The sequence below is a fragment of the Dactylosporangium sp. NPDC051485 genome (assembly GCF_040682015.1).
Taxonomy (GTDB): Bacteria; Actinomycetota; Actinomycetes; order Mycobacteriales; family Micromonosporaceae; genus Dactylosporangium.
In genome coordinates this window covers 119,056-140,696 of sequence record NZ_JBFAZW010000002.1, presented here as the reverse complement: position 1 = coordinate 140,696, position 21,641 = coordinate 119,056, and the positions used below count along the sequence as shown (strand labels likewise).

At 72.7% G+C, this 21,641-nt stretch carries 25 protein-coding genes; 8 read left to right on the top strand and 17 right to left on the bottom strand.

The window, feature by feature from the left end:
* Positions 1–208: 208 nt before the first annotated feature.
* From AB0M46_RS01645 to AB0M46_RS01630, 4 genes are all read right to left on the bottom strand, one after another.
* Positions 209–580, bottom strand: coding sequence for a hypothetical protein (locus tag AB0M46_RS01645; RefSeq protein WP_363332264.1), 372 nt, complete (start codon positions 578–580; stop codon positions 209–211).
* Between the two features lie 137 nt (positions 581–717).
* Positions 718–1,143 (bottom strand): roadblock/LC7 domain-containing protein, encoded by a 426-nt coding sequence (locus tag AB0M46_RS01640; protein ID WP_363332263.1) that lies wholly within the window; start codon positions 1,141–1,143, stop codon positions 718–720.
* 122 nt (positions 1,144–1,265) lie between these two features.
* Positions 1,266–2,225, bottom strand: coding sequence for an ADAM 12 protein (locus tag AB0M46_RS01635; RefSeq protein WP_363332261.1), 960 nt, complete (start codon positions 2,223–2,225; stop codon positions 1,266–1,268).
* A gap of 101 nt (positions 2,226–2,326) precedes the next feature.
* Positions 2,327–2,713 (bottom strand): hypothetical protein, encoded by a 387-nt coding sequence (locus tag AB0M46_RS01630; protein ID WP_344614690.1) that lies wholly within the window; start codon positions 2,711–2,713, stop codon positions 2,327–2,329.
* Positions 2,714–2,955: 242 nt separating this feature from the next.
* Between AB0M46_RS01630 and AB0M46_RS01625 the strand changes: the two genes are divergently transcribed.
* From AB0M46_RS01625 to AB0M46_RS01615, 3 genes are all read left to right on the top strand, one after another.
* Positions 2,956–3,282 carry a VOC family protein gene (locus AB0M46_RS01625; protein WP_363332260.1) on the top strand — a complete coding sequence of 109 codons (327 nt, stop codon included), beginning with the start codon at positions 2,956–2,958 and terminating at the stop codon, positions 3,280–3,282.
* A 95-nt stretch (positions 3,283–3,377) separates the two neighbouring features.
* On the top strand, positions 3,378–4,601 hold the full coding sequence (locus AB0M46_RS01620; RefSeq protein WP_363332259.1) for a deoxyguanosinetriphosphate triphosphohydrolase: 1,224 nt from the start codon (positions 3,378–3,380) through the stop codon (positions 4,599–4,601).
* Positions 4,602–4,613: 12 nt separating this feature from the next.
* Positions 4,614–5,891: an FAD-dependent oxidoreductase gene (locus tag AB0M46_RS01615; RefSeq protein ID WP_363332258.1), complete on the top strand. Its 1,278-nt coding sequence runs from the start codon at positions 4,614–4,616 to the stop codon at positions 5,889–5,891.
* Positions 5,892–5,930: 39 nt separating this feature from the next.
* Here the strand turns inward: AB0M46_RS01615 and AB0M46_RS01610 are convergent, their stop codons facing one another.
* Together AB0M46_RS01610 and AB0M46_RS01605 are read right to left on the bottom strand one after the other, a co-directional pair.
* Entirely contained in the window at positions 5,931–6,356 is a 426-nt protein-coding gene (locus AB0M46_RS01610; RefSeq protein WP_363332257.1) for a helix-turn-helix domain-containing protein, read from the bottom strand.
* A complete protein-coding gene (locus tag AB0M46_RS01605) occupies positions 6,353–6,739 on the bottom strand; it encodes a type II toxin-antitoxin system RelE/ParE family toxin (RefSeq protein ID WP_363332255.1) in 387 nt (128 codons plus the stop codon). The genes AB0M46_RS01610 and AB0M46_RS01605 overlap by 4 nt, the downstream gene beginning before the upstream one ends.
* Before the next feature lie 182 nt (positions 6,740–6,921).
* On the opposite strand from AB0M46_RS01605, the gene AB0M46_RS01600 reads away from it, so the two are divergent.
* From AB0M46_RS01600 to AB0M46_RS01585, 4 genes are all read left to right on the top strand, one after another.
* A complete protein-coding gene (locus AB0M46_RS01600) occupies positions 6,922–8,427 on the top strand; it encodes a DUF1996 domain-containing protein (RefSeq protein ID WP_363332253.1) in 1,506 nt (501 codons plus the stop codon).
* Positions 8,428–8,490: 63 nt separating this feature from the next.
* On the top strand, positions 8,491–9,036 hold the full coding sequence (locus AB0M46_RS01595) for a hypothetical protein (protein WP_363332251.1): 546 nt from the start codon (positions 8,491–8,493) through the stop codon (positions 9,034–9,036).
* Between the two features lie 79 nt (positions 9,037–9,115).
* A complete protein-coding gene (locus AB0M46_RS01590; protein WP_363332249.1) occupies positions 9,116–10,294 on the top strand; it encodes an ATP-binding protein in 1,179 nt (392 codons plus the stop codon).
* Positions 10,291–10,929, top strand: a complete 639-nt coding sequence (locus AB0M46_RS01585) for a response regulator transcription factor (protein WP_363332248.1) — start codon at positions 10,291–10,293, stop codon at positions 10,927–10,929. Before AB0M46_RS01590 ends, AB0M46_RS01585 begins: the two co-directional genes overlap by 4 nt.
* A gap of 12 nt (positions 10,930–10,941) precedes the next feature.
* Here the strand turns inward: AB0M46_RS01585 and AB0M46_RS01580 are convergent, their stop codons facing one another.
* The 6 genes from AB0M46_RS01580 to AB0M46_RS01555 all read right to left on the bottom strand — a co-directional run bounded on the left by AB0M46_RS01580 (position 10,942) and on the right by AB0M46_RS01555 (position 15,618).
* Positions 10,942–11,700, bottom strand: a complete 759-nt coding sequence (locus AB0M46_RS01580) for a zf-HC2 domain-containing protein (RefSeq protein WP_363332247.1) — start codon at positions 11,698–11,700, stop codon at positions 10,942–10,944.
* Positions 11,701–11,768: 68 nt separating this feature from the next.
* Entirely contained in the window at positions 11,769–12,524 is a 756-nt protein-coding gene (gene cobF, locus AB0M46_RS01575) for a precorrin-6A synthase (deacetylating) (protein WP_363332245.1), read from the bottom strand.
* Between the two features lie 2 nt (positions 12,525–12,526).
* Positions 12,527–13,573, bottom strand: coding sequence for an ABC transporter ATP-binding protein (locus tag AB0M46_RS01570; protein WP_363332243.1), 1,047 nt, complete (start codon positions 13,571–13,573; stop codon positions 12,527–12,529).
* Positions 13,570–14,373, bottom strand: coding sequence for an ABC transporter permease (locus tag AB0M46_RS01565; RefSeq protein ID WP_363332242.1), 804 nt, complete (start codon positions 14,371–14,373; stop codon positions 13,570–13,572). The genes AB0M46_RS01570 and AB0M46_RS01565 overlap by 4 nt, the downstream gene beginning before the upstream one ends.
* Positions 14,351–15,142 carry a molybdate ABC transporter substrate-binding protein gene (gene modA / locus AB0M46_RS01560; protein ID WP_363332241.1) on the bottom strand — a complete coding sequence of 264 codons (792 nt, stop codon included), beginning with the start codon at positions 15,140–15,142 and terminating at the stop codon, positions 14,351–14,353. Before modA ends, AB0M46_RS01565 begins: the two co-directional genes overlap by 23 nt.
* Positions 15,143–15,222: 80 nt before the next feature.
* A complete protein-coding gene (locus AB0M46_RS01555) occupies positions 15,223–15,618 on the bottom strand; it encodes a TOBE domain-containing protein (protein ID WP_363332240.1) in 396 nt (131 codons plus the stop codon).
* Positions 15,619–15,710: 92 nt separating this feature from the next.
* Between AB0M46_RS01555 and AB0M46_RS01550 the strand changes: the two genes are divergently transcribed.
* Positions 15,711–16,619, top strand: a complete 909-nt coding sequence (locus AB0M46_RS01550) for a methyltransferase domain-containing protein (RefSeq protein WP_363332239.1) — start codon at positions 15,711–15,713, stop codon at positions 16,617–16,619.
* A gap of 34 nt (positions 16,620–16,653) precedes the next feature.
* On the opposite strand, the gene AB0M46_RS01545 is transcribed toward AB0M46_RS01550, so the two are convergent.
* The 5 genes from AB0M46_RS01545 to AB0M46_RS01525 all read right to left on the bottom strand — a co-directional run bounded on the left by AB0M46_RS01545 (position 16,654) and on the right by AB0M46_RS01525 (position 21,478).
* Positions 16,654–17,130 (bottom strand): YcxB family protein, encoded by a 477-nt coding sequence (locus tag AB0M46_RS01545; RefSeq protein WP_363332237.1) that lies wholly within the window; start codon positions 17,128–17,130, stop codon positions 16,654–16,656.
* A gap of 294 nt (positions 17,131–17,424) precedes the next feature.
* Positions 17,425–18,150 carry a histidine phosphatase family protein gene (locus tag AB0M46_RS01540; protein ID WP_363332236.1) on the bottom strand — a complete coding sequence of 242 codons (726 nt, stop codon included), beginning with the start codon at positions 18,148–18,150 and terminating at the stop codon, positions 17,425–17,427.
* The gene (locus AB0M46_RS01535; RefSeq protein WP_363332234.1) at positions 18,151–18,879 is read right to left on the bottom strand and encodes a TIGR03943 family protein; all 729 of its coding nucleotides are present in this window, start codon (positions 18,877–18,879) and stop codon (positions 18,151–18,153) included.
* Entirely contained in the window at positions 18,876–19,877 is a 1,002-nt protein-coding gene (locus tag AB0M46_RS01530; RefSeq protein ID WP_363332329.1) for a permease, read from the bottom strand. The genes AB0M46_RS01535 and AB0M46_RS01530 overlap by 4 nt, the downstream gene beginning before the upstream one ends.
* A gap of 218 nt (positions 19,878–20,095) precedes the next feature.
* Complete coding sequence (locus AB0M46_RS01525) at positions 20,096–21,478, bottom strand: glycine--tRNA ligase (protein ID WP_363332232.1); 1,383 nt, start codon at positions 21,476–21,478, stop codon at positions 20,096–20,098.
* Positions 21,479–21,641: the final 163 nt, after the last annotated feature.

Sequence of the window (21,641 nt, the reverse complement as noted above, 5' to 3'; positions counted from 1 at the left end):
TGGACCACCGGGGTTTCGAGTCCCCCGGTGTGCGAGAGAAAGGCCGGGGCAATGACGCCCCGGCCTTTTTCGCTCCCCAACTACCAATTCCCGATATATCGAAATGTACGACACCTGCTGGCGTAAAACCGGACGCCAGGTCTGCAGCCAGGCTTCACGTGGGCGACGGGTCCGCGGAAGCGAGCCCGTTGCCCACGCGAAGCGGCGCCTAAATCTCCATATCGTCCTCGACCCGCGAGAGCTGGTGGCGAGCCAGGGCCAGGTTGGCCCGGCTGCGCAGCAGCGCGAGGTACAGGAACAGGCCCTTGCCCGAGCGCCCGGTCACCGGGCGGATCAGGTGGTACTGGTTGGCCAGCGTGATCAGGATGTCCTCGATGCCGTCCTTGAGGTTCAGCATCTCGATGGTGCGCATCTTGGCCCGCACGACATCGGTGTTGCCGGCCGCCGCGATGGTCAGGTCGAGGTCCTTCGACCCGCCCAGCACGCCGAGCGCCATACCGCTGTTGTAGTCGACGAGCGCGACGCCGATCGCGCCGTCGATCTGCATGAGTTCCTTGAGCGCAGTCTCCATGTCCGCCATGGCTACCTCCGAAAGTTCGTTCCGTGGGGAAGTGGGAAGGGGGGAAGTAAGGGAATTCGAGGTGAAAGCATCTGCAGCGAGGGAGTTCGAGGACGGCTCTGCTCGCCGGGGCCTGCGGTGCGCTCCGCCGTTGCGGCTCACCATCGCGCCGGCTCCGGGAATCCTTGCGAGAAGGTGAGCACGGCGTCGGCCACCACCCGGGAGAGCACGGCCGTGGCGCGACGGGCCTCGTGGTGCAGCAGCCCGACGTTGGCGTCGGCCGCGGCCAGCAGCACCAGCACGGCGCCGTGACCGGCCAGGTACATCGCGACGTACCCGCCGGAGCTGCGGATGAGCACCTCCCGGAACTCGTCGTGACCGGCGCTGTCGGCGATGCGCTGGCTGACGCCGAGGCAGGCGGCGGCCAGTGCCGCGACGCCCTCGGCCACCAGTGCAGGGGCGTCATCGGCGATGAGCAGGCCGTCGGTGCTGGCGACCAGGCATCCGGTGATCTCCGGAACGGCCCGCCGCAGCCGGCCGAGCTCCGCAAGAAGCTCGCCACGCAGCTCCGCGTCGGTCCTCATCGAGTCTGTCCTCCTTTTTCGCCCGCTGCCGAAGAAGCCGGCGCCGCTGTCCAAGAAGCCGGTGCCACCGTCGAGGACGCCGGGGCTCCGCTTGAAGCAGCGGTGCCACTGCTCGTGCCGTTTCACCGCAGCGATAGCAGCGCCGCGCGAATCCGCTTCAGCAACGAGTCGTCCGGCGCCTTGTCGATGGCCCCCGGCAGCACGGCGAGCGCGCTGACCCCGGTCGGCAGCTGGCGACGGGCCGGCGCCCCCGGCGGGTCGTCGAAGGTGAACGTGCCGGGCACCCGCTTCGGCAGCAGCTCGGGCTCGTGCGGTACCACGGCAATGGCTTTGATCTCGGTCTGGGTCGTCTCGGGGTCGGGTTCGGGGGCGGGCTGCGGCAGGACGAGCAGGCCCGCGGCCGCGAGCCGGCGCACGTCCAGCGTCACCGCATAGGCCGAGCGCCCCAACAGGCCCGCCAGTTCCTGCGGGGTGCGCTGACCGTCCGCGTGCAGCACGATCTCCCACTGCAGGCCGGACAGGAGCACCCGATCGAGACCGGGCCGCAGCACCGGCACGACCGGCGCGTTGTCAGTCGCTTCGGAGGGGTGCACCTCGTCGAGCATGCGCCGCTGGCGGGCGACGTAGTCGCACACCTGGTCCGCCGTCACCGCGATCTCGGCGCCGAGCCAGTGCTCGATGTCCGGATTGAAGCGCAGCTCTGCCCGGGAGGTCCCGAGCACGAAGAACACAGCGTCGTACAGCGCCTGCAGCGCGCACAGCTCGATCTCGGCCGCGGTGACGTGCCCGCCCTCGACCAGGGCGCGAGCCGGGCGCGAGGCGATGGTCTCCCACACCCGCTCATCGACCAGTCCGGCGGCCGTGAGCAGCCGGTCGACGCTCGGCGCGGCCGGCGACTCGACGCCGTTGACCAGGCCCTCACGCAGGAAGATGACCCCGCCGGGCTCGCCGTGCACGGTGAGCGCGCCGGTCGCGCCGGCCGCGGCGAGTTGCACCAGCGCCTTGGCCGGCGTGGTGCCCTTGGCGAAGCTCGGCTGTTTGCCGGGGACGTCCGCCGTCGCCTCCACTGCGGCAACGCTCACGCCGTCACCTCCGCTTCGCTCCGGCGCCAGCGCGAGGCCAGGACTGTTCCCATGAATCGCGGCCGCTGCAGTGCGCTCCGGACCGCTTTGCTCCGGACCGCTCACGCGAGGTCGTCGGCCAAGGAACGGACGCGGCGCCGCGCGATGGCCAGGTTGCCCTCGTTGCGGTCGAGCCAGACGTACAGGATGAGTCGGGAGTCGAAGGTGGTGCGTACCGGCCGAATCAGGTGGTACGCGGCCGACGTGCTGATGATGACGTCCTCCACGGAGTCGCCCGGCACCGCCGGGGCATAGGCCGCGGTCTGCATTGCCGCATGGATCACGCTCGCCGTGCCGAGGGCGGCAGCGGTCGGGTCGGCGTGCGGGGCGACGTCCGGCTGCCCACCCTCCAGGCCGAGCGTCTGCCCGGTGGTGTAGTCGATAAGGCTCGCACCGATCGCGCCCCGGATGGTCATCGCTCGCCGAAGGCACTCATCGATCACGGGCACGTCGGGCAAGTTACCCTGTGCTCCATGATCGACTACTCCCTGCGTACGGACAGCAAAGGATGTCCATTCGGCTTTTGAATTTTGCAATATGCAGGTTTCACCTACACGGCCATCGGAAACGTTGTAGTGTGCCCCGCCCGCACGGCCGCCGACCAGGCTGCGACGACCGTCGACCCGGCGTATGGTGAGTCCCCACGTCGACCGCGGAGGTGGTTATGGGGAGTCACTGGCACGCCCTGATCGTGGACGCGGTCGACCCGGAACGGCTGGCGCGATGGTGGGCCGAAGTGCTGGACCACCGGGTGGAAAGCGTATCGCCCCGGGAGGTCGTCATCGGCCCCGATATCGACGGCCATCCCCGAATTGTGTTCCTGCGGCACTCGGGTGAGACGCAGGCGAAGAACCGCCTCCACCTGGATCTTCGCCCCGACGACCTGGACGGCGAGCTGGAGCGGCTGGTGAACATGGGGGCCCGTCACGTGGACGTCGACCGGCCCGAGGACGCCGCCTGGGTGGTGCTCGCCGACCCGGAGGGCAACGAGTTCTGCATCATGCGACCGCATCGATGACCTTCGCCACGGCCGCCTGGCCGGCCACCGCCGTGCTCGTTGCCGCCGGTGTCGATCCCGGCGCCGCGGGACGAGGACTCTTCTAAGCTCGATACGTGACCGATCCCGACGCCGATCGCTTCGTGGCCGAACCGGTCAAGGACACGGTCACCACGCCCGCCGACAACGGCCGCACCCCGTTCCAGCGCGACCGGGCCCGGGTGCTGCACTCGGCCGGGTTCCGCCGGCTGGCCGCCAAGACGCAGGTGCACACCGCGGGCACCGACGCGTTCCTGCGCACCCGGCTCACCCACTCCCTGGAGGTCGCCCAGATCGCCCGGGAGATGGGCGCGCGGCTGGGCTGCGACCCGGACGTGGTCGACGTCGCCGGGCTGGCCCACGACCTCGGCCACCCGCCCTTCGGGCACAACGGCGAGGACGCGCTGGACTCGGTCTCGGCGGCGTGCGGGGGCTTCGAGGGCAACGCGCAGACCCTGCGGGTGCTCACCCGGCTGGAGGCCAAGGTCGAGGGGGCCGGGCTCAACCTCACCCGGGCCTCGCTGGACGCGGTGTCGAAGTACCCGTGGCCGCGCGAGCCCGGGAAGCGCAAGTTCGGCGTGTACCCCGACGACCTGGAGATCTTCCGCTGGCTGCGCGTCGAGGACGGCCCGCGGCGCTGCCTGGAGGCCCAGGTCATGGACTGGGCCGACGACGTCGCCTACTCGGTGCACGACCTCGAGGACGGCATTCACGGGGGGTACGTCCACCTGGCCCCGCTGCGCGCCGACGCGGGCGAGCGGCGGGCCCTGTGCGCCGACGTCGCCGCCGCGTACTCGCAGGAGCCGGCGGCCGACCTGGAGGCCATCCTGCTGGACCTGCTCGCCGACCCGGTGTTCGAGCCGCTGGACGACTACGACGGCAGCCACCGCGCGCAGATCGCCCTCAAACGGATGACCAGCGTGCTGACCGGTCGCTTCGCCGCGGCCGCGGTCGCCGCCACCCGCGAGCGCCACGGCCCCCGCCCGCTGCGCCGCTACGACGCCGACCTGCTGGTGCCGCCCCTGGTGCGCGCCCACTGCGCGTTGCTGAAGGGCATCGCGCTGCGCTACGTCATGCGACGTCCAGGATCTTCGCAGCGGTACTCCGACGAGGTGGAGCTCCTGCGCTCGCTGGTCGCCGCGCTGCTCGAGCGCGGGGACGACGGCCTCGACCCGGTCTTCGCCCCGATGTGGCGGGCCGCCCCCGACGACGCGGCCCGCCTGCGCGTGGTGATCGACCAGGTCGCCAGCCTGACCGACCAGTCCGCGGTGGCCTGGCACGCACGGCTGTCCCGGTCGTGAAAGGCTGGATCCATGGCTGATGGACGAACGTTTGTGATCGTCGGCGCGAGCCTGGCAGGCGCGAAGGCCGCCGAGACGCTGCGCGCCGAGGGTTTCGACGGCAAGGTGATCCTGATCGGCGAGGAGACCGAGCGCCCGTACGAGCGCCCGCCGCTGTCGAAGGCCCACCTACAGGGCAAGGAGGGCGCCCGCGAGAAGGCGTTCGTGCACGCACCCGAGTGGTACGCCGAACACGACGTCGACCTGCGCCTCGCCACCCGTGTCACCCACCTGGACCCGGCCGCGCACACGGTCACCCTCGACGGGGTGGACGAGCTGCGCTACGACAAGCTCCTGCTCACCACGGGCTCGCGGGTGCGCACCCTGGACGTCCCGGGCGCCGGCCTCGCGGGCGTGCGGTACCTGCGCACCATCGACGAGTCCGACGCCCTGCTGGCCCACCTGCGCGGTGCTGTTCCGGGGGCTGGGCCAGCCAACATCGTCATCATCGGCGCCGGCTGGATCGGCCTGGAGACCGCCGCCGCGGCCCGCGGGCACGGCGGCAACGTCACCGTCGTCGAGCAGGCCGACCTGCCGCTGCAGCGCGTCCTGGGCGACGAGGTCGCCACCATCTACGCCGACCTGCACCGCGCCCACGGCGTCGACTTCCGCTTCGGCTCCTCGGTCGCCGAGTTCCGCGGCGCCGACGGCCGCCTCACCACCGTCGTCCTCACCGACGGCACCGAGCTGCCCGCCGACATCGCCGTGATCGGCGTGGGCATCCAGCCCAACACCGAACTGGCCGTGGACGGCGGCCTCGCCGTGGACAACGGCATCCTGGTCGACGCCGGCCTGCGCACCTCCGCCGAGGACGTCTACGCCGCCGGCGACGTGGTCAACCTCCACCACCCCCGCCTCGGCCACCGCATCCGCGTCGAGCACTGGGCCAACGCCCTGAACGGCGGCAAGTACGGGGCCCGCGCGCTGCTCGGCGAGGACGTCGTCTTCGACCGCGTCCCGTACTTCTTCTCCGACCAGTACGACCTCGGCATGGAGTACTCGGGCCACGCCGCCCCGGGCGGGTACGACCGGGTGGTCTTCCGCGGCGACCCGGCCATCAAGGACGGGAAGGCCCCGGAGTTCATCGCCTTCTGGGTGCAGGGCGGCCGCGTGCTGGCCGGCATGAACGCCAACGTCTGGGACGTCACCGACGACATCCAGAACCTGGTCCGCGCCGGCCTCGACGGCACCGAGGTCGACCTGGCCCGCCTGGCCGACCCCGACGTCCCCCTGGCCGACCTCCTCCCCTGATCCCGGCCCGCCGGCGGCGGCCGCAACGGGCCGCCGCCGTCAGGATGCCTTCCTGCGCACCGTCGTGGTCGCCCGCGCCCCGGCGGCGCCCTTGCGCCCCACAGCTGCCGACCGGCGCACGGCCGCCGCCGCCCGCCGGGCGCCCCCCGCCGCTCCAGGCGGCGCGACGAGCAGCGGAAAGCGGCGCCCCCCGTGCACCACGACGATCTCCAGGCTGCAGCCGGGCAGCAGCGCCCCGACGTACCGCTCGAGCAGGTCAAGCGTGACGTTCGACGAGCGCTCGATGGCGGCGACGCGCGGCTGCGACACCCCGATCCGGTCGGCCACCTCGGCCTGGGTCAGCCCGGCCCGCTCGCGCAGCGCCGTGAGCCCGGCGGCCAGCCGCAGTTCCTCCTCGACCTCGGCCACGCGCGCTTCCGCGCCCTCCGCCGCCAGGACCCGGGCTTCCCAATCCTTCAGGCTCATCGCCGCCTCCTCTTCCGCATCGCCACCGGCAGCGACGCCTGATGCTCGCTGAACCGCTGGTCGGCCAGGGGCACGTTGATCTCGTACCAACCGGACCAGTTGCCGCTCTTGTCCCCGCCCAGCAGCAGAATGGCCCGCCGCTGCAGGTCGAACGCGAACAGCACCCGCACCTCGCTCCGGCCGGTCGAGCCCGGCCGCAGCTCCTTCATGTTCGCGTGCCGGCTGCTCTCGATCACGTCCACCAGCGGCCGGCCGAGGGCCGGACCATGGTCCCGCAGGACTCTGACCGCGGCGAGCAGCGCCTCGGCGTCCGCCTGGTCCAGTCCATCAGCCCATTTCTCGCAGTCGGGATGGAACTCGACGACCCACTCCCCTTCCCCCACCCCATAACAATAGCGTTATTCGAGAGGCGATGCCGGCCCCTGGGCGGCCCAGGGACTGGGTCCCGGTCTGGGTCTTTGGGCCCAGGATCGCGGGCCGGGCCGTCGATAGCGTCGCGGGGGTGGGGGCGCACCGCCTCCCTCGCCCCCGCCACCTTGGCGGCGGCCTACCAACGGGAGACTCGATGAGAACCCTTGGACGCCTGCCCCGCTCGCGCCGGCTCACGCTGGCCGGCATCGCGGTCGCCGTCGTCGCCCTGCTCGGCTGGTTCGCCACCGGGCCGCTGCACTCGGCCACGGCCGACGAGAAGCCGCTGTCGCAGGGCAAGCCGGCCACGGCCTCCTCCGTGGAGGGGCGCGCCTACCCGGCCTCGGCCGCGGTGGACGGGGACACCGGCACGCGGTGGTCCAGCGCGTTCGCCGACCCACAGTGGCTGCAGGTCGACCTCGGGGCGCCGGCCACCCTCGGCCGCGTGGTGCTGAACTGGGAGCGGGCCTACGCGACCGTGTTCACGCTGCAGGTCTCCTCCGACGCCACGACGTGGACGCAGGTGTACGCCACCCAGTCCGGCACCGGCGGCAAGCAGACGATCCCGGTGGCCGGCACCGCCCGCTACGTGCGGCTGACCGGCACGGCCCGGGCCACCGGGTACGGCTACTCGCTGTGGGAGTTCCAGGTCTTCGGCACCTCCTCGGCGCCCGCGACCGCGACGGTCAACCCGCCGGCCTCGCCGAGCGGCGCCGGCCCGTCGAGCGCGGGCCCGATCCCGACCGGGCCGGCCGCCGCCGGTTGGATCATGGCGCCCAACCCCGTCACGAACGTCAAGCCTTCGCACGAGATACCGCCGAACAAGGGTGGTTTCCACGAGTTCCAGGCGAACTGCTCGGTGAGCCGGACCAACCTCGGCGACGACCCGATCGTGTTCCCGAACCTGCCGGGCGCCTCGCACCTGCACACGTTCATGGGCAACACGACGACCAACGCGGCGACGACGATCGACTCGCTGGCCAAGGGGCAGACCACCTGCAAGGCCAAGGGTGACCTGTCCGCGTACTGGATGCCGACCCTGCTCAACGGCGACGTCGCCGTGAACCCGGAGGGCCCGCAGGTCATCTACTACAAGACCGGCGTCACCGACTACCGCAGCATCCGGCCGTTCCCGAAGGGCCTGCGCTTCGTGGTCGGCAACGCCAAGAACACCGACGCCGACAAGTTCCTCGCCGCGACGGAGAAGGGCTTCGAGTGCGGCGACAGCTACGAGAACAAGGACATCCCGAAGTCCTGCCCGGCCGATCGCAGCGTGAAGCTCAACATCCGCTACCAGGCGCCGAGCTGCTGGGACGGGCTGCACCTCGACTCGCCCGACCACCAGAGCCACATGGCGTACCCGATCGACAGCCACAGCGCCGCGGGCATGGTGTGCCCGGACGACCACCCGGTCGCCGTGCCGAAGCTCGAGTTCAAGATGGCGTGGCCGGTCAACGGCGACATGTCGAAGGTGCACTTCGCCAGCGGCGCCGGCCCGACCTTCCACTACGACTTCTTCAACGCGTGGGACGACCGGACCCTGGCCGCGATGATCAACGGGTGCATCGTGGCGGCCCGGCAGTGCGACGCCCAGGGCCACGACGGCCGCGACGACCAGCAGCCCGCGCCGTACGTGCTCAACAACAACTACCTGCTCCCCTGACCCACTCCATTCCCGGTGGGCGCCGCGTTCCTCGCGGCGCCCACCCTGGCGTATGGTGCGCCCGTGGGTGAGCGGCAGTGGATCGGGCTGACCGCGCTGGCCATCGGCATCGCGGCGGCGACCGTGGCCGTGCCCCCGCTCATCGCGCCCAAGCACAAGGCCGAGCCCGGTCCGTCGGGGTCGCCGTCGCCCCCGGTCCCGCCGCCGGCCCGGGGCAGCGCGGGCGCGCCGAGCTTCGCCCCGATCCACATCCAGGCCGAGGACCCGGGCAACGAGCTCACCGGCGGCGCCTCGCCCATCGCCTGCGGCACCTGCCGGGGCGGCAAGCGGGTCCGGTACCTGTGCGCCGAGTGCCGGCTGGTCGTGCGGGCCACCCTGCCGGTCGCCGGGCCGCGGGAGATCACCGTGTTCTACGAGACCGACGGCCACCGCAGGCTCAAGGTCAGCGTCAACGGCGGCCCGGCCCGCATCTTCGACGTGGACGGCCCGGGGTGGACGGTGCCACAGTCGTTCCGCTTCACCGCCGAGCTCCCGGCCGGCGAGCTGCGGCTGACCCTCTACAACGACGAGTCCCCGGCGCCGGACCTCGATGAGGTCATGATCGCCTGATTAGGCGCGGCTGAAATTCGGCTTAAGCGGCCGCGCCGCGCTTCGCCGCCTCGCCCGCCGATCGGTAGCGTTGCGCGATATGGGGACCGACCGCGAGGTGGCCGCGGCGGCGCTCGCCCGGGCCGTGCTCATCGGCCGCGCGGCGGCGACGATGTGCGCGGCGGCCGCCGGCCTGCTGCTCGTCGAGGACCGCTGGCGGATCGTCGCGGTGCTCGCCCTGGTCACGCTCCTCACGGCCGCGCAGGCCGGGGCCCTGGCCCGGTGGCCCTGGCTGGTCGCGCGGCCGCTCGCGGTGATCGCCGCCGATTTCCTGCCCCTGTTCGCGGTACTGGCCGTCAGCCACGGCGGCATCGCCTACTTCTGCTACTCCGGCGGCGCGGGCGCCCTGGCCGGCGTGGTCCTCGGCCTGCGCGCGCTGCCGGTGTGGGCCGTGCACGCCGCGATGGGCTTCGCCGTCGTCGCCGAGGTCCTGCGCGAGAACGAGCCCCCGGCCGACATCTCCGCGTTCGTGGCCCCGCTGCCGATGGCCGGCGCCCTGGCCGGCGTCGGCGCCGCCATGGCCACCGCCGCCCTGACCCGCCACCTGGAGCTCTCCCGCAGCCTGGTCGCCGCCGCCCAGCGCACGGCCGCCGCCGAGGAGCGGGCCCGGCTGGCCCGCGAGCTGCACGACTCGGTCGCCAAGACCCTGCGCGGCGTCTCGCTGGCCGCGCTCGCCCTGCCCTCCTCCCTGCGCCGCCAGCCGGCCCTGGCCGAGCACCTGGCCGGCACGGTCGCCGCGGGCGCCAAGGCGGCCGCCCGCCAGGCCCGCGAGCTGCTGCAGGAGATGCGCCTGGACGTGGCGGACCGCGACCTGGCCGCGGCCGTCGCCGAGATTTGCGCCGCGTGGAGCGCCCGCACCGGCATCCCGGCCCGCACCGACCTGGCCCCGGTCGACCCGCCCGTCGCGGTGGGCTACGAGCTGGCCCGCATCCTGCGCGAGGCCCTCGCCAACGCGGCCCGGCACTCGTACGCCGGCCGCGTCCACGTCCGCCTCGCCCCTGCCCGCCAGGGCGTGACCCTGGAGATCTCCGACGACGGGGTGGGCTTCGCCGCGCCCGGCGACCTGTCCCTCCTGCAGTCGGCGGGCCACTTCGGCATCGTCGGGATGGCCGAGCGGGCCCGCACGGTCGGAGGCCAGCTGTACATCGACTCGGCCCCCGGCGCCGGGACCACCATCACGGTCCGCGCCCCGCTGCACGCGGTCGTGGCCGCCCCGTGATCAGGGTCCTCGTGGTGGACGACAACCCGATCGTCCGCGGCGCGCTGCTCGGCATCCTGGCGGGCGACCCGGGCGTGGAGATCCTGGCCGAGGCGGCCAACGGCCGCGAGGGCCTGCATGCCGCCCGCCGCCTGCACCCCACCGTGACGCTGCTCGACCACCGCATGCCCATCGCCGACGGGCTGTCGGTGATCGGCACGCTCGCGCAGTACACCTCGGTGCTCGTCATGACCAGCGACGACGACCCGCAGCTGATCTCGGACATGCTGCAGCAGGGCGCCCGCGGCTACCTCGTGCACGGCGAGTTCGAGCCGCCGGAGCTGCTGCGGGCGGTCCACGCGGTGGCGTCGGGCCGCGGCTGGCTCTCCCCCATCGCCGCCTCGGTCGCCGCCTCGATGCTGCGCGACCAGCACCAGGCCCGCGCCCGCCACGCGGCCCGCCCCCGGTTCGGCCTGACCGACCGCGAGCAGGACGTGATGACCCTGCTCTGCCAGGGCCTGTCCAACGCCGCCATCGCCCACCGCCTGCGCCTGACCGAGAAGACGGTGAAGAACCACCTGAACCACGTCTTCGCCAAGCTGGGCGTCCGCAGCCGCACGGAGGCCGTGATCCGCTGGACCGCCCAGCTCGGCTGAGCCTGAACCCGGTCAGGCGGCCTTGCGCAAGGAATTCCCAGCGTGGGCCTGGCCCTCGATCAGACGCAGGCGGGCCGGGGCGGGCGCGGGCGCGGCCGGCTCCTCGTCCAGCCCGGCCGGGCGGCCCCAGCGCCACGGCGGGCCCTGGCGACCGGCGGGCGGTCGGCCCGGGTCGAGGCCCGGGCGGGACAGGGCGACGACGATCGCGTACCCGGCCAGCACGAACCCGTGGCTCACCAGCCGGGTCGTCTCCACCGTCCCGGCCAGCAGGTCGCTGGCGCTCAGCAGGGCCAGCAGCGCGACGAACGCGGTCAGCATCGGCAGCGCGCCGGCCGGCGTGCCCCGGCGGGTCGCGATCCAGGCGAAGCCGGCCCCGATGGCCACGTTCCAGGCCGCCGACTCGTGGAAGACGTGCCCGTAGCCGTGCACGTGGGCCGTCGTCGCCGCGGTGGCGGCCTGGGCGATGCCGAGCACGAACTGGGCCGCCCCGAACGCGCCGAGGAGCACCCGCAGCACCAGGACCAGGCGCTTCTTCGCGGCCGCCCCGGAGCGCTTCGGCGCGCTGAAGCCGGCCAGCAGCGCCTCCACCGGCGGCGGCGTGCCGGGCACCGGCTGCAGCCGCACGAGGCGGGTCACGGCCCGGGCCTCGCGCTCCCACTCCCGGCAGCCCGCGCAGCCCGCCAGGTGGGCGTCGACGAGCGCGGGCTCGATCGGTTCGTCCTCGCCGTCGATCCGGGCCGACAGCGCCTCTCGGTACAGCGCACACTCCACGGTTGGATTGTCGCCGCTCACGCCCGGTTGGTTCCAACCGCCGGCGCGATCCGCGCCTGGAGGAGCCGCTACGACCCCGTGCGCCGCAGCAGGTACGTGTCCATGACCCAGCCCTTGCGGGCCCGGGCCTCGGCGCGCACCCGCTCGATCTCGTCGATCACCTCGCCCAGCCGCCCGGCGACGAGGATCTCGTCGGGGGTGCCGAGGTAGGCGCCCCAGTAGATGTCGATGGGCTGGTCGCGGTACACCTGGCAGGAAAGGCCGGCGTCGAGCATGACCACCACGTCGTCGCAGTCCTCCGGCCAGCCCGCGGCCAGGCGGCGGCCGGTGGTGATGTGCACCGGGCCGGCGACCCGGTTGAGCGTCACCCGGTGCCGGGCGGTGAGGATCTGCACGCTGCTGATCCCGGGGATCACCTCGAAGGCGACGTCGTGCCCGGCCGCCCGGATGGTCTCCAGCACGCGGATGGTGCCGTCGTACAGCGCCGGGTCGCCCCAGGCCAGGATGCCCCCGGTGCCGCCGTCGGGCAGTTCGCGCTCGATCGCCTCGGCCAGCAGCCGGGCCCGCTCGTCCCGCCAGTCCCGCACCGCCCCGGCGTAGTCGGCGGCCTGCCGGTCGCGGGGCGGGTCGGGGATGACCACGGTGCGGTACTCGCCGGTGACGTACCGCGCCAGCAGCGCGCGGCGGGCCTCGGTCAGCTCCGCGGCGGCCTCGCCCTTGTCGAGCACGAAGAACGCGTCGGCGGCGTTCATCGCGTTGATCGCCTGGACTGTGACCTGCTCCGGGTCTCCGGCCCCGACCCCAATGATCAACACGGTGCGCATGACTAAGCAGGATAGGCCCGCGTCTCGGCCGCCTTCACCGCCGCCCACACTTCACGCCCCGGGGTCAGCTCCAGATGGGCCGCCGCGGCCGGGGTCACGTCGGCCGCGGCCGGCAGCGGGCCGTCGAGCCGGATGCGCAGGTTGTCGCCGTGCCGTTGGATCGCGGCGATCGTGGCCGGCCAGGCGTTGCGCGGGCTGCCGTCGGGCCGGGCCGGGTGCAGCGCCACCGCGGACGGCGGGAACGCCACGAACGCGTCGCCGTGCAGCGCGTCGGCGGCGGTGAGCGCGACCCCGCCGACGTCGACGGTGTGCCCGTCGGCGCGGCCCCGGTACAGGTTGAGCCCGACCAGCCGGGCCACGTACTCGGTGCGCGGCCGCGCGGTGATCTCGGCGGCGTCGCCCTCCTGCACCACGCCGCCGTCCTCGAGGATCACCAGCCGGTCGGCGAGCACCAGCGCGTCGAGCGGGTCGTGGGTCACGATCAGCGTGGCCCCCGGGTGCTCGGCGAGGTGCCGCTGCAGCTCGGCCCGGGTGTCCGCGCGCGTGCCGGCGTCCAGCGCGGCGAGGGGCTCGTCGAGGAGCAACAGGCGCGGCTGTACGGCGAGAGCCCGGGCCAGCGCCACCCGCTGGGCCTGCCCGCCGGAGAGCTGGCGGGGCTTACGCTTCGCGAGGTCAGCCAGCCCGACGCGGGCCAGCCAGGCCTGCGCCTCGGCCCGGGCGGCGCGCCGGTCGGCGCCCCGGCGGCGGGGCCCGAAGGCGACGTTGTCCAGCGCGCTGAGGTGCGGGAACAGCAGGTAGTCCTGGAACACCACGCCGATGCGCCGGCGCTCCGGCGGCGTCCAGACCCCCTCGGCGGGCCGGTCGAGGTCGCCGCCGTCGAGCGTGATGTGGCCCTCGGTGAGCGGGGTGAGCCCGGCGAGCGCCCGCAGCGCCGTGGTCTTTCCCGCCCCGTTGGGCCCGAGCAGCGCGACGACTTCGTGGCGGTCGATGGCGATTCTGGCGTCGAGGCCGAAGGCCCCTCGCTGGACGACCAGGTGTGCGTCGATCATGCCGTGATCCACCGATCCCGCAGCGAGGCCAGGATCGCGACGGAGACGGCCAGGAGGATGAGGCTCAGCACGATCGCCGCCTGCAGGTCGGTTTCGAGGGCGAGGTACACCTCGAGCGGCATCGTCCTCGTCCGGCCCGGGAAGCTGCCGGCGAACGTGATCGTCGCCCCGAACTCGCCGAGCGCCCGCGCCCAGCACAGCACGCCACCGGCCGCGATGCCGGGCGCCACCAGCGGCAGCGTGACGTGCGTGAACGTGGTCCACCGCCCGGCACCGAGGGTCGCCGCGGCCTCCTCGTAGCGGCTGTCGGCCCCGCGCAGCGCCCCCTCGACCGCGATGACCAGGAACGGCATGGCCACGAACGCCTCGGCCAGCACCACCGCGGTCGTGGTGAACGGCAGCGTGATCCCGAAGGTCCGGTCCAGCCACTCCCCGAGCAGCCCGCGCCGGCCGAACACCAGCAGCAGCGCCACCCCGCCGACCACCGGCGGCAGCACCAGCGGCACGGTGACCAGCGCCCGCACCAGCCGCCGCCCGGGAAAGTCGACCCGGGCCAGCAGCCAGGCCAGCGGCACTCCGAGCACCAGGCACACCAGCGTGGCCAGGGTGGCGCACACCATCGACAGCCGCAGCGCGGTGAGCACGCCCGGCTCCACCAGCCGCTGCGGCAGCGTCGTCCACGGCGCCCGGATCAGCAGCCCCGCCAGCGGCAGGACGAGGAACGCCAGGCCGAGCCCGGCGGGCACCAGCAGCGCGGCCGGTACCCGCCGGGAACGGTCACGGCGCCTGGAAGCCGGCATCCGACAGCACGCTCTTGCCCTTGTCCGACAGCACGTAGTCGACGAAGGCCTTCGCCCCGCTCGCGTTGGGCGCGCTCTTCAGCACGACGATCGGGTACTCGTTGATCGCCCCCGACGACTCGGGGAACTCGACCCCTTCGACGGCACTCGCGGCGGCCTTGGCGTCGGTGCGGTACACCAGCGCCGCGTCCACCTCGCCGAGCTTCACCTTCGACAGCGCCGCCTTGACGTCCTGCTCCAGCGTGACCGGCGTGAGCTTGACACTGGCTTTGTCGAGCGCCTTCTTGGCCGCCGCGCCGCACGGCACCTGCTCCGCGCACAGCGCCACCTTCACGCCGGGCTTGGTGAGGTCGGACAGCCCCTTGACCCCCTTCGGGTTCCCCTTCGGCACCGCGATGACCAGCTGGTTCTTCACGAACGTGGTCGGCGACCCGGACCCGTTGCCGGCGTCGGTGACGGTCTTCATGTTGGCCGGGGCCGCCGAGGCGAACACGTCGGCCGGCGCACCCTGGTTGATCTGGGTGGCCAGCTGCGAGCTGCCGGCGTAGTTGAACGTCACCTTCGTCCCGGGGTTCGCCGCCTCGAAGTCCTTGCCGATCTTGTTGAACGACTCGGTGAGCGAGGCCGCCGCGAACACGGTGATGGTCCCGGTCACGCCCTTGGACTCGCCGCCCGGGGCCGGTGTGTTCGTCTTCGCCGGCTCGTTGTTGCCACACCCGGCCAGCCCGACCGTAACGGCCAGGAGCGCCGCCAGCGCCGCCCGCTTCATAGAGTCCTCCCCTTGTCAATATTGTCCGCTTTGTCCGCTCTATCGGCGCAGGCCGCCACGACGGCGATCGACTTGATCACCTAGGTCTTGGCAGCGCGCTCGACCACGACGGTGGTCGACTTGATCACCGCCACCGCGAGCGAGCCGACCTGCAGGTCCAGCTCGTCGGCGGCCTCCCGGCTCATGAGCGACACGATCCGGAACGGCCCGGCCTGGATGTCCACCTGCGCCATCACCGTGTCCTTGACCACCGCGGTGACGATCCCCCGCAGCCGGTTGCGCGCCGAGGACCCTTCGAGCCCCTCGACCTCCGCGGCCCGGTCCCGCGCGAACGCCGCGAGATCCGTCCCGGCGATGACCCGATGCCCGTGCTCGTCCCGCCCGGCCGGCAGCCGCCCGCCATCCACCCAGCGCCGCAACGTATCGGCGCTGATCCCGAGCAGCTCGGCCGCCTCCCCGATGCGAAAGTTGGTCACGATCGGAAAGCCTATCCCGTGCAGTTGCAGGGATAAAACGCCGAAAGGTCTCGCATCTGCCCAAGGAAAGCCGCCTGAGGCATGATAGGGGCATGGCACAGCGGTGGCCCGAGGTCCTGACCCTGCTCGCCGGCGTGGCCGGGCGAGCCGGCGGCCCGGCCCGCATCGTGGTCGCCGGCCCGGACCCGTCGGCCGTGACCGAGACCACGGCTCGCCTCGCCTCGGCGCTGCGCACGCGGCCCAGCGCCCCCGACACCGTCACCATCGACGGCAGCGGCACCCCCGTCGAGCTGACGATCTGGCTCCGCACGTCCCGGACGTCCCCCACCGCCGACTCGGCCGACGTCGTGGTCGACCTGCACGACCGCGACTGGCCGGTGGTCCGTCACGTGAACCCGGCCCTGCTGGACCACGCCAGCTGGTATCTGCGCGAGTCCCGCGCCTTCTTCGGCATCCGGGCCGCGACCTGGGACGCCAAGTTCGGCGACGACGCGCCCGCCTACGCCGCCGCTGTGCGCCGGGCCGCCATCCCCCGGGGCTCGACGGTCCTGGACGCCGGCTGCGGCACCGGCCGCGCCCTGCCCCCGTTGCGCGAGGCGGTGGGCCCGACCGGCCGCGTGCTGGGCCTGGACCACACGCCGGAGATGCTGGAGGTCGCCCGCAAGCACGGCGAACCGCTGCTCATGGCGGACGCCCGCCACCTGCCCTTCGCCGCGTCGGCCCTGGACGCCGTCTTCGCCGCCGGCCTGATCATGCACCTGCCCAGCCCCGCGGACGGCCTGCGCGAGCTGGCCCGGGCCACGGCGGAGTCGGGCCGCCTGGTCCTGTTCCACCCGACGAGCCGGGCCGCCCTCGCCGCCCGGCACGGCCGCACGCTGCTCCCCGACGACCCGCTGTCCCACCACCGGCTCGAGGCGTTGTGCGCCGCCACCGGCTGGACGCTGACCGACTACGACGACGGCGGGACCGTCTTCTTCGCCCTGGCGCGCCGCACGGGGTGATCGTGCGGCCGGACACGCAGGGGCGCCGGGTGGGTCAGACCGCGACCAGCAGGCCGCGCCCGGACAGGAAGTCGCGGGCCTTGCGGGCATCGGGCTCCGGCAGCAGGGTCCAGGGCAGGACCAGCACGCCGGCGCCCTTCACGACCACGATCCAGAACTCGCCGTTGTCCTCGACGCGCTCCACGCTGGACCATCGGTAGGTGGCGCGCAGGCTCGGGGTGCGGACGCGGGCCACCTCGTCGGTCAGCTCGTACGTCGCGGTCTCGACGAAGACTCCCGTGCGGGCCTTGCCCGCGGCGCGGGTCAGGACCCACGGGCCGACCAGCAGGGTCACGCCCGGGGCGAGCAGGACGCCGGCGCCGACCGGGGTGCCCAGGGCGAATGCGCTCATGCCCGCCGCGGCCAGCCCACCGCCGACCAGGCGCCATGAACGCAGGGTGCCGCGCATCCGGGCCTTCACCGACCTGCGCGTGCGGCCGCGGTCCGGTTGGACCGTCAGGCTGATGTGCATCGCTCCCCGTTCATCGATTGCTGCCGCGACAGTACGCCATCGCCGATCCGTCTCCCGCGCGGCACCCGAGCCCCGGAGCGCGAGCCGAAGACGCCCGCGCGCTGCCCTCGGCGAAGGCCGCGGGGAATCCGGGGCGCGGGCCGGCGGCGCACCGGTCAACAGTGGCCAGCGTGGATGCCGCGGGAGCGACGGCGGGGAATCCGCGGCGCGGCCGGCGGCACACAAGTCAACGGTGACCAGCGCGGATGCCGCGGGGGCGGCGGCCGGGAATCCGCGGCGCGACCCGCCGAAGGCTCAGATCCCGTCCGCCGGGGAGCCGACGGTCCAGTAGACCTGGTTGTAGTCCTGCAGCTCCAGCCGATCGCCCGCGGCGCGGTAGGTGGTCACGCCGCAGTTGGCCGGCGCGCCGCCCTCCGGCCACGACTGGGCCTGCGAGTAGCTCCAGCCCTCGAGCAGGAACCGGAAGCAGCGCAGCGTCCCGCCGTGGGTGACCACCATGATCTTCTGGCCGGCGTGGTCGCGGGCGATGGCGTTCAGGAACATGTGCACGCGGCCGGTCACGTCAGCCAGGCTCTCGCCGCCGGGCGGGCGGGCCATAAAGCCGCCGAAGGTCTGCCAGTATTCGCTCAGCCACGGGAACGCGGCCTCGGCCTCGGCGGTCGTCATGTCGTAGGCGAAGCCCGGGTCGCGCTCGCGGATGAACAGCTCCGGCTTGACCCGCATCCGCGAGCGCTCGACCTCGGGGTAGGCGTCGAGGATCGCCGCGGCGGTCTGCTCCGTGCGGGCGTAGCCGCTGGTGAACACGTAGTCGAAGGCGCCGAACCGGGAGCGGATGGCCTGGCCGGTCTGCGCGGCCTGCTTGCGCCCGTCCGGCGTGAGCTCGATGAGGTGGTCCGGCACGCCCCGCACGACCTGCCGGGCCGCGTCGTCGGCGAAGTACACACTGCCCTTCTTGGCGATGTTGCGGGCGGACTCCGCGTGGCGGACCAGCACGAGCAGGGCGGGAGTCGAAGCGGTCACCTATGACTCGTACTGCTCTTGCGGCACCGGTATCAAGGTGACCTCGGACACCTCGATATACGGAATCGCCTCGCCGTTCACCTGGTCCTGCAGCTCGCGGCTGCTGTACTTGCCGACGATCCGCAGCCACTGCTGGTCGGCCAGCCCCTCGGGCAGGTCCCCGCCCAGCGCCACCTTCACCGGCCGCGCGTCGGCCGCGCAGCAGCTCACCATCATCCGGGCCAGCAGCCACGAGTCCTGCGGGCCGCGCATCGCGAAGCCGGTGAGCTGGATGCGCCGCTCGCCGAGGGAGGCGCCCCGGTCGAACACGGCCCGCGAGGCGTAGTCGAGCATCGGCAGCGCCAGCGGGTCCCCGGCCGGCAGCGGCGCATACTCGGACCTCGCCGTCACCGCCGACCCCGACCGCCCGGCCGCGTAGGAGCCCAGCGCCGGCGGCGCGAAGAGCAGCAGCCCGAGCACGGGGGCGAGCAGCAGCCAGGCCACCTTCGGGCCGCCGTGCCCATGCCCGTGGCCGTCGTCGTGCTCGTCGTGCTGGTCCGCGGACGCGCCGCGCCCCCGCAGCTCGTACCACAGCGTGAAGGCGCCCGCGACGACGAGGATGACCCCGGCGACGACGAGGTATGGCTGCAGCCCCGGCTTCACGTAGTTGAGATACTGCCCGGTGAGCGACGCCCGCAGCACCGCCCCGCCGACGAGCAGCAGGATCACGGCCTGAGCCTGTTTGTTCACAGCAGCACCGGTCCGAGGAGCGCGGAGACGAGGATCCCCATCACGAAGGTGGCGGGGGCGAAGCGCAGCGCGAAGCGCCGGCCGAAGATCCCGGCCTGCATCGCGAAGAGCTTCAGGTCGACCATCGGGCCGACGACCAGGAAGGCCAGCCGGGCCGTCATCGAGAACTGGGTGAGCGAGGCGGCCACGAAGGCGTCGGCCTCCGAGCAGATCGACAGCACCACCGCCAGCAGCCCGAGCACCAGGATGGCCAGCAACGGGTTGGCCGCCACGTGCTCGAGCCAGCTCTTGGGCACCACCACGGCGATGACCGCGGCCGACGCTGCCCCGATGACGAGGAAGCCGCCGGCGTGCAGCACGTCGTGGCGCACCGATGCCCAGAACGCCGGCCACTTGCCCATCCCGTCCAGGTGGGCCCGCGACGGTATGCGCAGCCAGCTGCCCTTGCCGAACGCCTGCCAGAGCCAGCCCATGAGGCAGGCGACGACGAGGCTGGCCACGGCCCGGGCGACCACCACGCGCGGCTGGCCGGGAAAGGCGACCGCGGTGGAGATCAGCACGACCGGGTTGACGGCCGGCGAGGCCAGCAGGAACGCGAACGCGGCGGCGGGCGTGACTCCGCGGCTGACCAGGGCGCCGGCCACGGGCACCGACGCGCACTCGCAGCCGGGCAGCACGACGCCCGCGACGCCGGCCGTCGGCACGGCGAGCGCCGGGTGCCGCGGCAACGCCTTCGCGAAAAAGGACGGCGGGACGAAGACGGCGATGATCGCGGAGAGCACGACGCCGAAGACGAGGAACGGGATCGCCTGGGTCAGCACGGAGACGAACACGGTGAGCCAGGTCTGCAGCGCCGGCGAGGCCAGCGAGCGCATGATCGGCCCGCGCAGCACGACGACGAGCACGAGCAGGACGGCGAGCACCTCGACCGACCCGGGCCGCCACCGTTTCTGCGGCGGTGCGGCCTCGGGAGGGGACTGGGGTGGGTGCTCGGTCAGCGTCACGCCCAGGAGGCTACCGCGCCGATTGGTGCCGTCTCGATGAAGCGCCGACGAACACTTCGGAGAGTGAGCGATGTCCGCCTCACCGGCGTGTGCCCTGGCCAATGGCGCGGTCGAGCTTGCGCCGGACGGCCGGGCGGTGGTAGCGGTCTTCGACCCTCGCCGGGCTGGTCGCCGACAGCGACGACCGGCCCGGCGGGTTCAGCTTCTGATGATCAGCAGCCGGGAAGGCGCTCGATCAGGTACCGCTCGACCTGGTCGATCGAGACCCGCTCCTGGGCCATCGAGTCGCGGTCGCGCACCGTCACCGCGTTGTCGTTGAGCGTGTCGAAGTCCACCGTCAGGCAGAACGGGGTGCCGATCTCGTCCTGGCGGCGGTACCGCCGGCCGATGCCCTGGGCGTCGTCGAAGTCCACCGTCCAGCGCTTGCGCAGCTGGGCCGCGAGGTCGCGGGCCTTCGGCGAGAGGTCGGCGTTGCGCGACAGGGGCAGCACGGCCGCCTTGACCGGGGCGAGCCGCTTGTCGAACCGCATGACCGTGCGCGTGTCCACCGAGCCGCTGGTGTTCGGCGCCTCGTCCTCGTCGTACGCCTCGAGCAGGAAGGCGAGCACCGCGCGGGTCAGGCCGGCCGCCGGCTCGATGACGTAGGGAACCCAGCGCTCCTTCTTCTCCTGGTCGAAGTACGACAGGTCGACGCCGGAGTGCTTGGAGTGCGTGGTCAGGTCGAAGTCGGTGCGGTTGGCGATGCCCTCGAGCTCGGAGAACTCCTGGCCACCGAAGCGGAAGCGGTACTCGATGTCGACCGTGCGCTTCGAGTAGTGGGAGAGCTTCTCCTTCGGGTGCTCGTAGTAGCGCAGGTTGTCGGTGGAGATGCCGAGGTCGATGTACCAGTTCCAGCGCTCCTGCAGCCAGTACTCGTGCCACTGCTCGTCGCTGCCGGGCTCGACGAAGAACTCCATCTCCATCTGCTCGAACTCGCGGGTCCGGAAGATGAAGTTGCCCGGGGTGATCTCGTTGCGGAAGCTCTTGCCGATCTGCGCGATGCCGAACGGCGGCTTCTTGCGCGCGGCGCCGGCGACGTTGTTGTAGTTGACGAAGATGCCCTGCGCGGTCTCGGGGCGCAGGTAGTGCAGGCCCTCGTCGTTCTCGACGGCGCCCAGGTAGGTCTTCATGAGGCCGTTGAACATGCGCGGCTCGCTGAAGGTGCCCTTGTTGCCGCAGTTCGGGCAGTTGATGTCGCCGAGCACGAAGGGCTTGCCCGCGCCGTGCTTCTCGACCCAGGCCTCCTCCAGGTGGTCGGCGCGGAAGCGCTTGTGGCAGGAGGCGCACTCGGTCAGCGGGTCGACGAACGCGTCGACGTGGCCGGAGGCGACCCACACGTCGCGGGCGAGGATGACGGCCGAGTCGAGGCCGACGATGTCGTCGCGCTGCTGGACCATCGTCTTCCACCACTGGCGGCGGACGTTGTCCTTGAGCTCCACGCCGAGCGGACCGTAGTCCCAGGCCGAGCGCGTGCCCCCGTAGATCTCGCTCGACGGGAAGACAAAGCCGCGGCGCTTCGCGAGGCTGACGACGGAATCGATGCGATCTGCGGCCATGGTTCCTCCTCGGCCTCACGGCGACTGGCTGTCGGCAAGGCAGGTTGTCGTGGTTTGTCCAAATAAGGAAAATGCGGCAAACCGTCAAACGTCACCATCGACGGTACGGTTACGCCGGGGCGAGCCGCTTCAGATTAACCGTCCGGGTCGCCCTGCTCGCCGC

Bases quoted from the DNA above. Each gene is read 5' to 3' on its own strand.
- AB0M46_RS01645 (WP_363332264.1), bottom strand. From the start codon at position 580: ATGGCGGACATGGAGACTGCGCTCAAGGAACTCATGCAGATCGACGGC.
- AB0M46_RS01640 (WP_363332263.1), bottom strand. From the start codon at position 1,143: ATGAGGACCGACGCGGAGCTGCGTGGCGAGCTTCTTGCGGAGCTCGGC.
- AB0M46_RS01615 (WP_363332258.1), top strand. From the start codon at position 4,614: ATGGCTGATGGACGAACGTTTGTGATCGTCGGCGCGAGCCTGGCAGGC.
- AB0M46_RS01610 (WP_363332257.1), bottom strand. From the start codon at position 6,356: ATGAGCCTGAAGGATTGGGAAGCCCGGGTCCTGGCGGCGGAGGGCGCG.
- AB0M46_RS01600 (WP_363332253.1), top strand. From the start codon at position 6,922: ATGAGAACCCTTGGACGCCTGCCCCGCTCGCGCCGGCTCACGCTGGCC.
- AB0M46_RS01590 (WP_363332249.1), top strand. From the start codon at position 9,116: ATGGGGACCGACCGCGAGGTGGCCGCGGCGGCGCTCGCCCGGGCCGTG.
- cobF (WP_363332245.1), bottom strand. From the start codon at position 12,524: ATGCGCACCGTGTTGATCATTGGGGTCGGGGCCGGAGACCCGGAGCAG.
- AB0M46_RS01570 (WP_363332243.1), bottom strand. From the start codon at position 13,573: ATGATCGACGCACACCTGGTCGTCCAGCGAGGGGCCTTCGGCCTCGAC.
- AB0M46_RS01565 (WP_363332242.1), bottom strand. From the start codon at position 14,373: ATGCCGGCTTCCAGGCGCCGTGACCGTTCCCGGCGGGTACCGGCCGCG.
- modA (WP_363332241.1), bottom strand. From the start codon at position 15,142: ATGAAGCGGGCGGCGCTGGCGGCGCTCCTGGCCGTTACGGTCGGGCTG.
- AB0M46_RS01550 (WP_363332239.1), top strand. From the start codon at position 15,711: ATGGCACAGCGGTGGCCCGAGGTCCTGACCCTGCTCGCCGGCGTGGCC.
- AB0M46_RS01545 (WP_363332237.1), bottom strand. From the start codon at position 17,130: ATGCACATCAGCCTGACGGTCCAACCGGACCGCGGCCGCACGCGCAGG.
- AB0M46_RS01525 (WP_363332232.1), bottom strand. From the start codon at position 21,478: ATGGCCGCAGATCGCATCGATTCCGTCGTCAGCCTCGCGAAGCGCCGC.